The 14,729-nt window shown below is 71.5% G+C and carries 13 protein-coding genes and 1 pseudogene; 9 read left to right on the forward strand and 5 right to left on the reverse strand.

Features of this window, described 5'->3' with window-relative positions:
- The first annotated feature begins 28 nt into the window (after positions 1 to 28).
- Positions 29 to 1,948, forward strand: a complete 1,920-nt coding sequence (locus tag G3I60_RS15480) for an ABC transporter ATP-binding protein (RefSeq protein WP_138356794.1) — start codon at positions 29 to 31, stop codon at positions 1,946 to 1,948.
- A 219-nt stretch (positions 1,949 to 2,167) separates the two neighbouring features.
- Here G3I60_RS15480 and G3I60_RS15485 read toward each other — a convergent pair whose 3' ends face one another.
- On the reverse strand, positions 2,168 to 2,671 hold the full coding sequence (locus G3I60_RS15485) for a hypothetical protein (protein WP_164294036.1): 504 nt from the start codon (positions 2,669 to 2,671) through the stop codon (positions 2,168 to 2,170).
- Positions 2,672 to 2,725: 54 nt separating this feature from the next.
- On the reverse strand, positions 2,726 to 3,154 hold the full coding sequence (locus G3I60_RS15490) for a MarR family winged helix-turn-helix transcriptional regulator (protein WP_138356749.1): 429 nt from the start codon (positions 3,152 to 3,154) through the stop codon (positions 2,726 to 2,728).
- 104 nt (positions 3,155 to 3,258) lie between these two features.
- Between G3I60_RS15490 and G3I60_RS15495 the strand changes: the two genes are divergently transcribed.
- Both G3I60_RS15495 and G3I60_RS15500 read left to right on the forward strand, forming a co-directional pair.
- Positions 3,259 to 4,275, forward strand: a complete 1,017-nt coding sequence (locus G3I60_RS15495; RefSeq protein WP_138356795.1) for an NADP-dependent oxidoreductase — start codon at positions 3,259 to 3,261, stop codon at positions 4,273 to 4,275.
- Between the two features lie 80 nt (positions 4,276 to 4,355).
- Positions 4,356 to 4,784 (forward strand): organic hydroperoxide resistance protein, encoded by a 429-nt coding sequence (locus G3I60_RS15500; protein ID WP_164294037.1) that lies wholly within the window; start codon positions 4,356 to 4,358, stop codon positions 4,782 to 4,784.
- 52 nt (positions 4,785 to 4,836) lie between these two features.
- On the opposite strand, the gene G3I60_RS15505 is transcribed toward G3I60_RS15500, so the two are convergent.
- Positions 4,837 to 5,409 (reverse strand): TetR/AcrR family transcriptional regulator, encoded by a 573-nt coding sequence (locus tag G3I60_RS15505; protein WP_164294038.1) that lies wholly within the window; start codon positions 5,407 to 5,409, stop codon positions 4,837 to 4,839.
- A 146-nt stretch (positions 5,410 to 5,555) separates the two neighbouring features.
- On the opposite strand from G3I60_RS15505, the gene G3I60_RS15510 reads away from it, so the two are divergent.
- From G3I60_RS15510 to G3I60_RS15520, 3 genes are all read left to right on the forward strand, one after another.
- The gene (locus G3I60_RS15510) at positions 5,556 to 8,042 is read left to right on the forward strand and encodes a glycoside hydrolase family 3 protein (RefSeq protein WP_164607215.1); all 2,487 of its coding nucleotides are present in this window, start codon (positions 5,556 to 5,558) and stop codon (positions 8,040 to 8,042) included.
- Between the two features lie 300 nt (positions 8,043 to 8,342).
- On the forward strand, positions 8,343 to 9,173 hold the full coding sequence (locus G3I60_RS15515; protein ID WP_164294039.1) for an EI24 domain-containing protein: 831 nt from the start codon (positions 8,343 to 8,345) through the stop codon (positions 9,171 to 9,173).
- Between the two features lie 83 nt (positions 9,174 to 9,256).
- Positions 9,257 to 10,012, forward strand: coding sequence for a class I SAM-dependent methyltransferase (locus tag G3I60_RS15520; RefSeq protein WP_164294040.1), 756 nt, complete (start codon positions 9,257 to 9,259; stop codon positions 10,010 to 10,012).
- 87 nt (positions 10,013 to 10,099) lie between these two features.
- On the opposite strand, the gene G3I60_RS15525 is transcribed toward G3I60_RS15520, so the two are convergent.
- Together G3I60_RS15525 and G3I60_RS15530 are read right to left on the reverse strand one after the other, a co-directional pair.
- Entirely contained in the window at positions 10,100 to 11,584 is a 1,485-nt protein-coding gene (locus G3I60_RS15525; RefSeq protein ID WP_138356755.1) for an MFS transporter, read from the reverse strand.
- A 79-nt stretch (positions 11,585 to 11,663) separates the two neighbouring features.
- Positions 11,664 to 12,545: an SGNH/GDSL hydrolase family protein gene (locus G3I60_RS15530; RefSeq protein ID WP_164294042.1), complete on the reverse strand. Its 882-nt coding sequence runs from the start codon at positions 12,543 to 12,545 to the stop codon at positions 11,664 to 11,666.
- Positions 12,546 to 12,804: 259 nt separating this feature from the next.
- Between G3I60_RS15530 and G3I60_RS15535 the strand changes: the two genes are divergently transcribed.
- The 3 genes and pseudogenes from G3I60_RS15535 to G3I60_RS15545 form a co-directional block, all read left to right on the forward strand.
- Positions 12,805 to 13,299, forward strand: coding sequence for a DUF3145 domain-containing protein (locus G3I60_RS15535; RefSeq protein ID WP_164294043.1), 495 nt, complete (start codon positions 12,805 to 12,807; stop codon positions 13,297 to 13,299).
- Positions 13,300 to 13,362: 63 nt separating this feature from the next.
- Positions 13,363 to 14,238, forward strand: coding sequence for an NAD(P)-dependent oxidoreductase (locus tag G3I60_RS15540; protein WP_164294044.1), 876 nt, complete (start codon positions 13,363 to 13,365; stop codon positions 14,236 to 14,238).
- Between the two features lie 119 nt (positions 14,239 to 14,357).
- A pseudogene (locus tag G3I60_RS15545) lies at positions 14,358 to 14,708 on the forward strand (3-oxoacyl-[acyl-carrier-protein] synthase III C-terminal domain-containing protein); the annotation flags it as partial.
- Between the last annotated feature and the right edge of the window lie 21 nt (positions 14,709 to 14,729).

A 14,729-nucleotide genomic window follows, 5' to 3' on the forward strand; every position in this document is an offset into this window, starting at 1 on the left:
AGCGGCGCCCCGCCGCGGCCCCGCGCCGATGGCCGGGCCCGCGCGCTTCATGGGCGGCGGGCCGGTCGAGCGGTCGATGGACTTCAAGGGCTCGTTCCGGCGGCTGATCCGTCTGATGCGTCCGGACCGGCTCTTCCTCTACCTGGTGCTGGCGCTGGGCACCGCGAGCGTGACGCTCTCCGTGCTGGGCCCCAAGATCCTGGGCCACGCCACCGACCTGATCTTCGCGGGCGTGATCGGCGGTCAGTTCAAGGCCGGCACCACCAAGGCGCAGGCGATCGAGGCCATGCGCCAGCACGGCGAGGGCCAGGTCGCCGATCTGCTCTCCGCGGTGGACTTCACCCCCGGCCAGGGCATCGACTTCGAGGCGGTGGGCAGCGTGCTGCTGACCGTCCTGGGGATCTACCTGGCCGCCGGGCTGTTCAGCCTCGTACAGATGCGGACCGCCACCGGCATCATCCAGCGCACCGTCTACCGGCTGCGCGAGGACATCGAGGCGAAGCTGTCGCGGCTGCCGCTGTCGTACTTCGACCAGCAGCCGCGCGGTGAGGTGCTCAGCCGGGCCACCAACGACATCGACAACATCGCGCAGACCCTGCAGCAGACCATGGGCCAGATCGTGAACTCGCTGCTCACGATCGTCGGCGTGCTGGTGATGATGTTCTGGATCTCGCCGCTGCTGGCCCTGGTCGCGCTGGTGACGGTGCCGGTGTCGGTGGTCGTGGCCACCGCGGTCGGCAAGCGCGCGCAGCCGCAGTTCGTCCAGCAGTGGAAGACCACCGGCAAGCTCAACGCGCACATCGAGGAGATGTACACCGGCCACTCGCTGGTGAAGGTCTTCGGGCGGCAGGACGAGTCCGCCGAGGCCTTCAGGGTGCAGAACGAGATGCTCTACCGGACGGGCTTCAAGGCGCAGTTCATCAGCGGGATCATCCAGCCCGCGATGATGTTCATCGGGAACATCAACTACGTGCTGGTGGCGGTCGTCGGCGGGCTGCGGGTCGCGACCGGCGCGCTGTCCATCGGCGACGTCCAGGCGTTCATCCAGTACTCCCGGCAGTTCAGCCAGCCGCTCACCCAGGTGGCGAGCATGTCCAACCTGGTGCAGTCCGGGGTCGCTTCGGCCGAGCGGGTCTTCGAGCTGCTGGACGCCCCCGAGCAGGACGCGGACCCGGCGAACGCCGCCCGGCCCAGGGAACTGCTCGGCCGGGTCGCCCTGGAAGGGGTGGCGTTCCGGTACGAGCCGGACAAGCCGCTGATCGAGGACCTGTCGCTGAGCGTCGAGCCCGGCCACACCGTCGCGATCGTCGGTCCGACCGGCGCGGGCAAGACCACGCTGGTCAACCTGCTGATGCGGTTCTACGAGGTGACCGCGGGCCGGATCACCCTGGACGGCGTGGACATCGCCGAGATGTCCCGCGAGGACCTGCGCTCCGGCATCGGCATGGTGTTGCAGGACACCTGGCTGTTCGGCGGCACCATCGCGGAGAACATCGCCTACGGCTCCGAGGGCCGTACCCAGGAGCAGATCGAGGAGGCGGCGCGCGCGGCGCACGCCGACCGCTTCATCCGCACCCTCCCGGACGGCTACGACACGGTGATCGACGACGAGGGCTCGGGGGTCAGCGCGGGCGAGAAGCAGCTCATCACCATCGCGCGGGCGTTCCTGTCCGATCCGGTGATCCTCGTCCTCGACGAGGCGACCAGCTCGGTCGACACCCGTACCGAGGTGCTGATCCAGCGCGCCATGGCGACCCTGGCGCACGGCAGGACCAGCTTCGTCATCGCCCACCGGCTGTCCACGATCCGCGACGCGGACGTGATCCTGGTGATGGAGTCCGGCGCGATCGTCGAGCAGGGCACGCACAGTGAACTGCTGGCCGCCGAGGGTGCCTACGCACGGCTGTACGCGGCGCAGTTCGCGCAGGCGGTGGCGGAGGTCGACTGATCCGGGATCCCTTCCGGCGCCGCACGACCGGCGCCGGAGGGGACCGGATTGTCCGGCAACGCCCCTGCGGGGCCGCGATCTTCCCAGAAGTTTCACACGTTCGCGTTCACCCGTGACCTACGGGCCGCATAGCGTCCCAACCACAATGGACTACTGCTACTCGTGCCGTCGGCACCTCAACGGCGCCCTGTCGTGCCCCGGGTGCGGCACGCCCGTGGATCAGCTCGTCATCCCGGTGGACCCCGTGCCGGTGTCGGGGACACCGGCCGCCCCGCCGGAACCGGACCATTCGGGCGGCCGGGCCGCCCGGCGCCGGGCACCGAGCCGGGCGCGGCGGCGCGGCAGGAGGCGGCTGCTGACGGGAGTCGGCGTCGGCCTCGTGGTCGTCGTCTGCACGGCCGCGGCACTGTCGTCGGGGACCTTCGCGAGCGGCCCGGAAGCGGACACCGGCCCGTCGCAGGCGCCCGCCGGGGACTCCGTCCCGCAGGCCGGCGCGTCCAGCCCGGCCCCGCGGCACACCACGGCCCGGCCGACGCACTCGAAGCCGGCCACCACCGCGAGCACCTCCGGCACCCCGTCGGGCTCGCCGTCCGCGACCCCGTCGGGCTCCAGGACGCCGACCCGGCCGGCATCGCCGACCAGCCGGCCCCCGACGTCGCCGACGGCCTCGGGCTCGCCCTCGCCGACCCGGACGCCGCACCCCACGCACAGCCCGACCTGCAAGCCCGTCCTGTGGTGGTGCGAGTAGCGGTTCGGTCCCGCGGGCCGGCCGTCAGGTCAGGTCAGCATGCGCTTGAGCAGATCGCGCAGTGAGGTGCGCTCCGCCTCGGACAGCCCGGCGAGCGGCGCCCGGGCGAAGTGCAGCGCGCCGCGCAGCCGGGCCGCCGTCTCATGGCCCTCGTCGGTGGCGGCGGCCAGCTTGATGCGGCGGTCGGCCGGGTCGGGCCGGCGCTCGGCGAGCCCGCGCGCCTCCAGCCGGTCGACGATCCCGGTGATGTTGGACGGCTCGCACTTCAGCTGCTGGGCGATGTGCCGCATGGGCAGCGGCTCACGGGACAGGAGCGCCAGGACGCGGGCCTGCGCACCGGTGAGCTGGTGGTTCGCGGCGGCCTCCTCGTACTCCTCGTGGTAGCGCGCCACGACCGTGGCGATCAGGTCGACCACTTCGAGGGTCAGGGGGTCGGTACGTTGAGGCGTGGGGGACATGTGCCACAGCGTACCCCCGGTTACTTGACAACCTCAAACATCAAGGTCCATCGTTATTTGAGGAAATCAATCTTTGCCATAGTCAAGCTATGGCGGACGGAGGCATCCCCCTCATGCCGAAGAGCCGTGAATGGCACCTGGTAGCCCGCCCCCACGGGTGGCCGACCACTGATGACGTCGCCCTGCGCGAGGTCGAGACGGCGGAGCCGGGCCCCGGCCAGATCGTCGTCCGCAACCTGCACCTGTCGGTGGACCCGTACATGCGCGGCCGGATGAACGACGTGAAGTCGTACTCGCCGCCGTACGCCCTGAACGAGCCGATGGCGGGCGGCGCGGTCGGCCGTGTCACCGCTTCCAACGCCGACGGGTTCGCGGTCGGCGACCACGTGCTGCACTGGCTCGGCTGGCGCGAGTACGCGGTCCTCGACGCGGCGCACGCTGTGAAGGTCGACCCGGCAGCGGCGCCGCTCAGCGCCTACCTCGGCGCGCTCGGCATGCCGGGCCTGACCGCGTACGCGGGACTGCTGGAGGTCGCCTCGTTCACCGAGGGCGACGTGGTCTTCGTCTCGGGCGCGGCCGGTGCGGTCGGCAGCCAGGTGGGCCAGATCGCGAAGCTCAAGGGCGCCTCCCGGGTGATCGGCAGCGCCGGCTCGGACGAGAAGGTCAAGCTCCTCGTCGAGGAGTACGGCTTCGACGCCGCTTTCAACTACAAGAACGGCCCGGTGGCCGAGCAGCTGAAGAAGGCCGCCCCCGACGGGATCGACGTCTACTTCGACAACGTCGGCGGCGAGCACCTGGAAGCCGCGATCAGCTCGTTCAACCTGCGCGGCCGTGCCGTGCTGTGCGGCGCCATCGCCCAGTACAACGACACCGAGGCCTCGGGCGGGCCGCGCAACCTGGCGCAGATCATCGGCAAGCGGCTGCGGCTGCAGGGCATGCTCGTGGGCGACCACGCGGCGCTGCAGGGGCAGTTCGTGCAGGAGGTCGGCGGCTGGATCCGGGACGGCAAGCTGCACTACCGCGAGACGGTCGTCGAGGGCATCGAGAACAACTTCGAAGCTTTCCTCGGCGTACTGCGGGGCGACAACACCGGCAAGATGATCGTCACCCTGCCGGAGTAAGCTCTTCAACAAATTGTTGCGATCGTGGGCGCGAGTCGCGGCGATGCACGTGAGTGCACCAACCAGGAGGGGTTCTTTTCATGACCATCCAGTCCGTAGACGTCCTGTACACCGCCGTCGCCACGGCCGAGAACGGCCGTGACGGCCGGGTCGCCACCGACGACGGCAAGCTCGACGTCGTCGTCAACCCGCCGAAGGAACTGGGCGGCAACGGTGCCGGCACCAACCCGGAGCAGCTCTTCGCCGCCGGTTACAGCGCCTGCTTCCAGGGTGCCCTCGGTGTGGTGGCCCGCCAGGAGAAGGCGGACATATCCGGCTCCCGGGTAACCGCCAAGGTCGGCCTCGGCAAGACCCCGGCCGGCGGTTTCGGCCTCAAGGTCGAGCTCGCGGTCTCGATCCCGAACGTGGACGCGGCCACCGCCCAGTCGCTCGTGGAGAAGGCGCACCAGGTCTGCCCGTACTCCAACGCGACGCGCGGCAACGTCGACGTGGCGCTGACCGTCGTCTGATCACCGCTCGGCCATCGGCCGGGTGAGGGCCGCACCCCCAGGGGTGCGGCCCTTACGTGTTTCCGGTACCGCCCAGCAGGGCGACGAAGTCGCGGAACGCCGCCGCCATGTCCACCGCCTCCGGATCCAGCAGCCACTGCACCTGCAGGCCGTCCATGACGGCGACGAGCAGCGGAGCCGCCCGCTCCGGGGTGAGGCCGCCCGGCAGCCGGTCGCCGAACTCCGCGCGCAGCATGTCGGCCGCGCCCTCGCGCACCCAGCGGTAGCGCTCCTCGAAGTAGGGGCGGGCCGGATGGTCCTCGGTGACGCTGTCGCCCGCGAGGACCGTGAAGGTCTGCACGATGCCGGGCCGGGTCGCGTTGTACTCGACCAGGGACGTCAGCATCTCCAGCGGCCATGTCGTGCCGTGCAGCGCCGTGGAGGCCACGTCCCACTGGTCGCGCGCCGCCAGCACCGCGACCAGGAGCGCCTCCTTCGTCGGGAAGTAGTGCAGCAGCCCCTGCTGGGTCAGTCCCACCCGCTCGGCCACCGCGCCGAGGGAGGCCCCCCGGTAGCCGCGTTCGGCGATCACTTCCACCGCGGCCTGGATGATCTCCGCCCGCCGGTCTCCGGTCGTTCTGGACACCGTGCCCCCTTCGTTCGGCCGTGAGCCTAATCGAACCTGATCGGTGAAAGATTTAAGTAACGTATCTGTAACTTACCCTACCGATCTACAGGTAGGTGAGGTGAGGATGGGCGCGGGACGACACCGAGGGACAGAGGGAGCAGACGATGACGGACACCGGGCGCACGGCCATCGAGGACGCGGTCGAGGCCGCGCTGGGCAAGCTGGATCTGGACGCGAAGGCACGGCTGCTGTCCGGCCAGGACATGTGGACGCTGCCCGCGCTGCCGGAGATCGGCCTCGGTTCGCTGGTGATGTCCGACGGCCCGATCGGGGTGCGCGGGGTGCGCTGGACCGCCGATGACCCGTCGATCGCGCTCCCCAGCCCGACCGCGCTCGCCGCGACCTGGGACCCGGAGCTGGCCCGCAGGGCCGGCAACCTCCTCGCCCAGGAGGCCCGCCGCAAGGGCGTGCACGTCCTGCTGGCGCCGACGGTGAACCTGCACCGCTCCCCGCTCGGCGGACGGCACTTCGAGGCGTACTCCGAGGACCCGTACCTCACCGGGGAGATCGGCACCGGCTACGTGGCGGGCGTCCAGGCGGGTGGCGTCGGCACCACCGTCAAGCACTTCGTGGCCAACGACGCCGAGACCGAGCGCTTCACCGTCGACAACGTGGTCGGTACCCGCGCGCTGCGCGAGCTGTACCTGGCGCCGTTCGAGGCCATCGTCAAGAACGCCCACCCGTGGGGCATCATGTGCGCCTACAACGGCGTCAACGGCACCACGATGAGCGAGCACCACTACCTGCAGAACGTGGTGCTGCGCGGCGAATGGGGCTTCGACGGCTACATCGTCTCGGACTGGATGGCCGCCCGCGACACCGTCGGCGCCGTCAACGGCGGCCTGGACGTGGCCATGCCCGGCCCGCGCACCGTCTACGGCGAGGCGCTGGCCGCCGCCGTCCGGGGCGGGAGCGTCGAGGAGCCGGTGGTCGACGCGGCCGTCCGCAACGTGCTGCGGCTCGCCGCCCGCGTCGGCATCCTGGACGGTGTCCCGGCCGCCGTCGCCGAGGCGGACCGGCCGGCCGGGATCGACGGCGAGGCGCTGGCCCGCGAGATCGCCCGCCGCGCCTTCGTCCTGGTGCGCAACGAGACCGTGGCCGGCGGCGGCCGCGCGCTGCCCGTCGACGCCTCGGCCGTCCGCGGCATCGCCCTGATCGGCGCCGCGGCCCGCGACGCCCGGGTGCTCGGCGGCGGCTCCGCGCAGGTCTTCCCCGACCACATCGTCTCCCCGCTCGACGGCCTGCGCGCCGCGCTGCCCGAGGGCTTCGCGCTGAGCTACGCGGTCGGCGCCGACCCCAGCGACGAACTCTCCGTCGCCGACAGGGGCTTCACGCTGCGCGCCGTCGCCCGCGACGCCGAGGGCCGGGAGCTCGGCTCCGAGCGGATGCCCAACGGCATGGTGCAGTGGCTCGGCGACATGCCGGAGGGCGTCAGCTACGACGAGGTCACCACCGTCGAGGCCACCGGCACCTTCACCCCCCGCGAGAGTGGTGCGCACGCCTTCGGCACCCGCGGCCTCGGCGGCTTCCGGCTCGTGGTCGCCGGGACCGTGCTCTTCGACGGCGAGCAGTCCGCCGACCACGCCGACCCGTTCGAGGCGTTCTTCGGCTCCCCGGTGCCGCGCGGCACGGTGGAACTGACCGAGGGCGAGACCGTCGACGTCAGCCTCACCTACACCGTCGCGAAGTTCGCCGACGCCCCGATCCAGGCGATCGGCTTCTCCTTCGTGCACGGAGAGCCGGAGCGCGACCCCGACCAGCTGATCGAGGACGCCGTCGCGGCGGCCGCCGCCGCCGATACCGCGATCGTGGTCGTCGCGACCACCGAGCGCGTCGAGAGCGAGGGCTTCGACCGCACCGATCTGCGGCTGCCCGGCCGCCAGGACGAGCTCGTCGCCCGCGTCGCCGCGGTGAACCCGCGCACCGTCGTCATCGTCAACTCCGGCTCCCCGGTGGAGATGCCGTGGCGCGAGGACGTCGCCGCGGTGCTGCTCGGCTGGTTCCCCGGCCAGGAGGCGGGCGCCGGGGCCGCCGACGTCCTGCTCGGCGCCGAGGAGCCGGGCGGCCGGCTGCCCACGACCTGGCCGGTCGCCCTGGCGGACGTACCCGTCACCCAGGTCACCCCGCAGGACGGCACGCTCTCCTACGACGAGGGCGTCTTCATCGGCTACCGCGCCTGGGAGAAGGCCGGCGCCACCCCCGCGTACGCCTTCGGCCACGGCCTCGGATACACCGACTGGGCCTACGAGTCGGCGGAGTTCGAGCGCGGCGAGGGCGAGGGCGAGGCGCTGGGCACGCTCACCGTCCGCGTCCGCAACACCGGTTCGCGCCCCGGACGGGAAGTCGTCCAGGTCTATCTGGCCCCCGCCGCCGACGCGGTCGAGCGGCCGGCCCGCTGGCTGGCCGGCTTCGCCTCCGTCCAGGCAGGACCGGGGGAGAGCGCCGAGGTCGTCGTCGAACTGCCGCGCCGGGCCGCCGAGGTGTGGGACGAGGCGGACGGCGGCTGGCTGCTGGTCCCCGGGCACTACGAGGTCGAGGCCGGCCGCTCGCTCGCCGACCTCCGGGTGAGTGCCCCGCTCGACCTTCCGTAACACCCGCGAAGCCCGTGCCGGACCGGCCGGACCGGACGGGAACCCCATGACCGGGGGCGGGGCGCCCTGACGCGCCCCGCCCCTTTCCGGCCCTCCCCGGCCGGGCCGTCCGACCCAGGGCCTGTCCGGCGGATCATGAACGGCCCCTTCGCCGCCTGGCACGGCAGCTCGCGGCGTTGCCAAAACGCGCACATACGAAAGCGTATGCGGGCATTCCGGCGCCTTGCGATCCACCGCACCGGACGACGCCTGGACCGCCCCTGATCCGCCGGACGGGCCCTGGTCGTTAGGGTGACGCCCATGCGTGATCTCACGACCGGTCTGAAGTACTTCCTGGAAGGCCAGCGCTGGGTGGCGCGGCACCGGAGGTGGTGGGGATTCGGGCTGCTGCCCGGCCTGATCGCCCTGGTCCTCTACATCGCGGCGCTCGTCGCCCTCGGCTTCTGGGCGGACGACCTGTCGTCCTGGGCGACGCCGTTCGCGGACGGCTGGGACACCCCCTTCCGGTCGCTGCTGCGCTGGACGCTGACCGTCATCGTCTTCAGCGGCGGCCTGCTGCTGGCGATGGTGACCTTCACCGCCGTGGCGCTGCTGATCGGCGACCCGTTCTACGAGTCGCTCTCGGAACGCGTCGAGGAGATGGAGGGCGGCGCACCGCCCAAGCCCGACATCCCGCTCTGGCGCGAGATCCTCACCTCGGTACGGGACAGCCTGTCCGTGCTGGCGCGGGTGGCGGCCTTCGGACTGCTGCTCTTCGCCTGCGGCTTCATCCCGGTGGTCGGCCAGACCGTCGTCCCCGTCGTGGGCATCTGCGTCTCCGGCTTCTTCCTGACCACCGAGCTCACCTCGGTCGCCATGCAGCGCCGCTCCGTCCCGCTGCGGACCCGGCTGCGACTGCTGCGCGGCCGGCTCCCGCTGGCGCTCGGCTTCGGCGTGCCGCTGGTCCTCCTGTTCCTGGTGCCGGTCATCGCCGTCTTCGCGATGCCGGGCGCCGTCGCGGGCGCCGCACTGCTGGTGCGCGAACTCGTCCCGGCACCCGACCCCGATCCGGCGGCCGACCCGGATCCGGTGCCCGACGAGGAAATTGACGAACACCATGACGACGCGCCGGGAACCGTTCCGGCCTCCTAGGCATGTCCATGCGAGAGACCGCATCGACATGGGGGGGAACCCGGTCCATGCGGAAGTCCGCAGTGACATGGGAGGGGACGTTCATGCCGGAGCGCACGAACCAGTACGACGAGAACGAACACAGCTACCGCACGTACTGGCAGGACCGGAGCTACGAGCACGATGCCGAGGTCGCAGCGCTCCGCTCGCTCCTGGACGGCCGGCGGTTCGGCCACGCCGCCGACGTCGGCGGCGGCTACGGCCGTCTCGTCCCCGTACTGCGGGAGTTCGCCGATCACGTCACGCTCGTCGACTCGAGCAGGAAGCAGCTTTCGGACGCCGAGGAGTTCCTCGCCGGTGAGACCAACGTCGCGATGCGGCTGATGAGCGCGGGCCGGCTCGGCATGGACGAGGCCAGCGTGGATCTCGTCACGATGATCCGCGTCATGCACCATCTGCCCGACCCGGTGCCCGCCCTGTCCGAGATCGCCCGGCTGCTGCGGCCGGGCGGCATCGCCGTCATCGAGAGCGCCAACCTCGCGCACGCCGCCAACCGGGTCCGCTACGCCGCCCGCCGGCAACGCATCCCCACCGAGCCGGTCGACATCCGCTCCGCCGAGAACCGCGAACGGGACTCGATCCCCTTCGTCAACCACCACCCGCGCAAGGTCGCCGAGCAGCTCGCGGCGGCGGGTCTGACGGTGGAGCGGACGCTGTCCGTCTCCAACCTGCGCAGCAGCAAGCTCAAGAAGTTCGTGCCCCACCAGGCACTGGTCCGCGCCGAGGGCGCCCTCCAGTCGCCCCTGGCGAAGGTGTCGTTCGGGCCGAGCATGTTCTTCCTGGCGCGCAAGGCAGGTTGAGAACGTCCTCAAGCGCCGGACGGGCTGGAAATTCCAGCCCGTCCGGCGCTTGAGGACACCAGCCTGTCCGGCGTTCGAGGGCGCTTCTCAGACGAGGGCGAGTTCCCGGTCGGCCGTGACGTCCGCTTCCGCTTCCTCCGCGGAGCGGACCGTCTTCGGGAGGAAGAAGCCGAGCACGAAGGCCAGCGCGATCAGTCCCACCGTGCACAGCGCCGTCGTCCCCGCGGCGTCCAGCGCTGCGTCGATATGGCCGGCGGGACCGGGCCGGGCGTCGCTGAGGATGTTGAAGAAGACGGTGCCCAGGACGGCGAAGCCGAGCGTCATGCCGAGCTGCTGGAGCGCCTGCAGGGTGCCCGAGGCGGAGCCGATCTCGTGGCCGTCGACGCCGTTGAGGATGATGTCGAAGAGCGGCACGAAGATCATGCCCATCCCGGCGCCGCCGACCAGCAGCGGGGCGGCGAAGTCCCAGTCCGTGATGTCCGCGCCGGCCCACTGGAAGACGCCGTGGAGGGCGAGCAGTCCGCCGCCCATCAGGAGCAGGCCGAGGTGCAGGATCCGGCGGCCGAGGCGGGCCATCATGATGCCGCCGAAGGCGGAGCCGAAGAGCGCGCCCAGCGCCCAGGGCGCCGTGGTCAGGCTGGAGTGCAGGGCCGTGTAACCGAGGCCGAGCTGCAGGAAGATGCCGAGGGTGAGGATCATGCCGCCCATGGACGCGGTGAAGGCGATGGCGAACGCGACCCCGGAGACGTAGGCCCGCTTGGTGAAGACGCTGGGCTCCACCAGCGGCGTACGGCCCGAGCGCTTGCGCAGCACCTGGTAGCGGGCGAAGACGGCCAGGACCGGCAGCGAGGCGACGAGCATCACCAGCACCCAGGTGGGCCAGCCCAGTTCACGGCCCTGCACCAGCGGGAAGACCAGTAGGAAGGCGCCGGTTCCGGCGAGCAGCACCCCGGGGAGGTCCAGCCGCGCGCCGCGGGCGGTCGGCGCCACGTCCGGCAGGTACTTCCAGCCCATCACGAACGCGAACGCGCCGATCGGCAGGTTGATGCCGAAGATCATGCGCCAGCCGGTACCGAACAGGTCGGCGTGGATCAGCACGCCGGCGATGATCGGGCCCATCACCGCGGACAGCCCCATCAGCGGACCGAAGATCCCCCACGCCTTCTTCATCTCGGAGGCGGGGAACAGGTCCCGGGTCAGCCCGAAGCCCTGTGGCAGCATCACCGCGCCGCACACTCCCTGCGCGATCCGCGCCACGATCAGCATCTCCGGGGACTGCGCCGCCGCGCACATCATCGAGGTGACGGTGAACCCGGCGATCCCGGCCAGCAGGACCCGCTTGCGGCCGTACATGTCGCCCAGCCGTCCGCCGGTGAGGAGCGCGACCGCCATGGCGAGGGTGTAGCCCGCCGCGATCCACTGGAGGTCGGCGTACGAGCCGCCAAGTCCGGTGCGGATCGCGGGCGCCGCGACATTGGCGACGGTCGAGTCCAGCAGGTCCATGACGCTCGCCGCGATGACGGCGGTGTACCCGAGCCAGCGGTACCGGTGAAGTGCGTTCTTCGTGTCCATGAGCAGTACGTTACGGACCCTTGCGGTCAGCTTCTGTCCGCAAGGAACAGGGGAGTTGAAGGGGTCGGAAGGAGCTGTTTCACGGCTTCGCGAACGCCGCCGTGTAGAGGATCCGGGCGAGCTGCGCCTGGCCCTGGGCGTTGGGGTGGAACCAGTCCCAGCTGCTCAACTCGTCCGACGTGAAGCGGTAGTCGAAGACCGCGCCGCCGTCGTAGCGGCAGTGCTGGTACTTCGCGCAGACCTCCTTGAGGACCCGGTTGTACGCCACCACGCGCGCCCGGACCGCGTCCCGCCGGCTCTGCGCGCTCTCGCTCACCGAGTCCGCGTCGCGCAGCATCGAGGGGCAGATGCCGAGCTTCCAGATCTGCTTGCCGAGCGGGTTCTCCTTGCCCACCTCCCACAGCCGCTTGAGGTCGGGGATGCTCGCCACGAACACCTGGGACTTCGGCAGGGCGCTGTGCAGCCCGGTCATCGCCCGGGTGAAGTCGGCGCGGAAGTCGGCCACCGGTGTCATGTCGTCGACGGAGTCCCGGCAGGCGTCGTTGGAGCCCATCAGGACCGTCACCAGTGACGGTTTCTTCGCGGCGGCCGCCACCGCCTGGTCCGGCAGATCCGACATCCGGGCGCCGCTCTTGGCGAGGTTCCAGCTGTTGGCGGCGATGCCGGTGGCGGTCAGTACCCGCCCGGCGATGCTGTCCACTTGGCTGCGGGTGCCGGTGACCCAGGAGACCTCGGGGCAGTCCGCCAGCAGGGAACAGGCGTCGAAGCCACGGGTGATGGAATCGCCCAGCGCGGCGATCGACGCGGGGTGCGCGTTCCACGTGGGGGTGGGCCGGGGAACAGGTTTGCGGCTGACCGGGGCGGCCGGTTTCTCGTGCGGTGCGGTTCCCCCTCCGGAGCATCCGGCCAGCAACAGGGAGGCGGCGGCAGCGGCCACGCAGCCTCGCAGGAACGGTCGCATCCGGTGATCCCCTCCGACGAGTGGGTGACATCTGGTCCGAGCCCGACGGTACGTCACTCCTCTGGAGACGCCGCACGGTAGCTTTTCCCTGACAGCCCAGGAGAACCGGCGGGAGGTTTACCGAAGCCCAGTTGGCAGGAGTTCACTCTTGTCCTGTTTGTTATCAATGGTGCAGAATATCTAATGTTGCCCCGGAAGCAGCCGGTTCGGGCGTGAGGCCGCTGGGGAAGGCGAACCTCGTCCCACACTGGAGGTACCGGTGACGACACGTGGAGTTCTGTACGTTCACTCCGCACCGCGCGCGCTGTGCCCGCACGTCGAATGGGCCGTCGCGGGCGTCCTCGGCGTGCGCGTAAGCCTCGACTGGATCCGCCAGCCCGTCTCACCGGGCACCTGGCGGGCCGAGTTCTCCTGGCAGGGGGAGCCCGGTACGGCCTCGAAGCTGGCGTCCGCCCTGCGCGGCTGGCACCTGCTGCGCTTCGAAGTCACGGCCGAACCCTGCCCGGCCGCCGAAGGGGAGAGATACAGCTGCACCCCCGAACTCGGCATCTTCCACGCCGTCACGGGCATGCACGGCGACATCCTCATCCCCGAGGACCGGCTCCGCGCCGCGCTCCAGCGGGCCCGCACCGGTGAGGCGGATCTGGAGACCGAGGTCGCCAGGCTGCTCGGCAAACCGTGGGACGACGAGCTCGAACCGTTCCGGTACGCGGGCGAGGGCGCACCGGTGCGCTGGCTGCACCAGGTCGTGTGACGCCCCCTCACGTTCCGCCCGCGCCCTTGCCGTAGGTCCCGTCGCGGGGTCTAACGTGCCGGTATGGACGACACACTTTCCGTAGCGGTGCTCGGCACCGGCCTCATGGGCGCGGGCATGGCGCGCAACCTCGCCGCCGCCGGGCTCGAAGTGCGCGCCTGGAACCGCACCCTCGCCCGCGCCGAGCCGCTGGTCGCCGCCGGAGTGCACATCACCGGCGACCTGGTCGAGGCGGTCCGCGGCGCGGACGCCGTCGTCACCATGCTGCTCGACGGCCCGTCCGTGCTCCGGACGATGCGGGAGGCGTCCCCCGGGCTGCGCGAGGGTGTGGTGTGGGCCCAGATGTGCACCGTGGGGCCCGACGCGCTGGCACCGCTGGCGGCCCTGGCCCGCGAGCGTGGCGCGCACTTCGTCGACGCGCCCGTGCTCGGCACCCGGTCGGCCGCGGAAGCGGGTCAACTGACGGTGCTGGCGGCCGGCCCGGAAGCCGCCCGGCCGGTGGCGGGCCGGGTCTTCGACGCCGTCGGGCGCAAGGTCCTGTGGCTGGGCGACGACGGCGGGAAGGGAACGGCCAGCAGCCTCAAGCTGGTTCTCAACAGCTGGGTGCTGGCGGTCACCAACGGCGCGGCCGAGGCGATGGCCCTGGCCAAGGGCCTGGACGTGGACCCCCGGCACTTCTTCGAGGCGCTCGACGGCGGCCCGCTCGACCTGCCGTATCTGCGTCTGAAGGCCGAGGCGATGCTCCGTGGTGACTTCGCACCGAACTTCACGGTCGACGGCGCGCTGAAGGACGCCCGGCTCATCGTCGCCGCCGGCGAGGCGCACGGCGTCCAGCTGGACGTGGCCGCGGCGGGCGCGGAGCGCTTCAGCCGCGCGGCCGGCCAGGGGCACGGCGGCGAGGACATGGCGGCCTCGTACTTCGCGAGCTTCGACACGTAGCGGCCGGTACCTCGCTCAGTTCGCGGCGGGTCCGTCCAGCAGCCGCGCCACCGCGCGGCGGGCGCGGCCGCTCCGACCCCGCCCGCGGGGACGGCGCCCGCCTCCAGGACGACTGGCAGCCGCGCTTCCGGCAGAACGGCCAGACCGTCTTCCGCTGGGCCACCACCGAGTTGGCACCCGTCGCCGTCGAGGCCTGCCGCCGCGCCGGCCTCACCCCCGCGGACCTGGGCGGCATCGTCACCCACCAGGCGAACCTGCGGATCATCGACTCGCTGGTGCGCCAACTGGATGCCCCGCAGGCCGTCGTGGCCCGCGATGTCACGGTCTCGGGCAACACGTCCGCCGCCTCGATCCCGCTGGCGCTCTCCAAGCTCGTCGAGGACCGCACGATCCCGCGGGGCGCCCCGGTGCTGCTGCTGGGCTTCGGCGGCGGTCTCTCCTGGGCCGCTCAGGTGGTGGCCTGCCCGTAAGGACGTCGCCTGCCCGTGAAC

Origin of the sequence: Streptomyces sp. SID13666, from assembly GCF_010548325.1 — a bacterium.
GTDB classification, from domain to species: Bacteria; Actinomycetota; Actinomycetes; order Streptomycetales; family Streptomycetaceae; genus Actinacidiphila; species Actinacidiphila fildesensis.

Bases quoted from the DNA above. Each gene is read 5' to 3' on its own strand.
- G3I60_RS15480 (WP_138356794.1), top strand. From the start codon at position 29: ATGGCCGGGCCCGCGCGCTTCATGGGCGGCGGGCCGGTCGAGCGGTCG.
- G3I60_RS15490 (WP_138356749.1), bottom strand. From the start codon at position 3,154: ATGTCCCCCACGCCTCAACGTACCGACCCCCTGACCCTCGAAGTGGTC.
- G3I60_RS15500 (WP_164294037.1), top strand. From the start codon at position 4,356: ATGACCATCCAGTCCGTAGACGTCCTGTACACCGCCGTCGCCACGGCC.
- G3I60_RS15510 (WP_164607215.1), top strand. From the start codon at position 5,556: ATGACGGACACCGGGCGCACGGCCATCGAGGACGCGGTCGAGGCCGCG.
- G3I60_RS15515 (WP_164294039.1), top strand. From the start codon at position 8,343: ATGCGTGATCTCACGACCGGTCTGAAGTACTTCCTGGAAGGCCAGCGC.
- G3I60_RS15520 (WP_164294040.1), top strand. From the start codon at position 9,257: ATGCCGGAGCGCACGAACCAGTACGACGAGAACGAACACAGCTACCGC.
- G3I60_RS15525 (WP_138356755.1), bottom strand. From the start codon at position 11,584: ATGGACACGAAGAACGCACTTCACCGGTACCGCTGGCTCGGGTACACC.
- G3I60_RS15530 (WP_164294042.1), bottom strand. From the start codon at position 12,545: ATGCGACCGTTCCTGCGAGGCTGCGTGGCCGCTGCCGCCGCCTCCCTG.
- G3I60_RS15540 (WP_164294044.1), top strand. From the start codon at position 13,363: ATGGACGACACACTTTCCGTAGCGGTGCTCGGCACCGGCCTCATGGGC.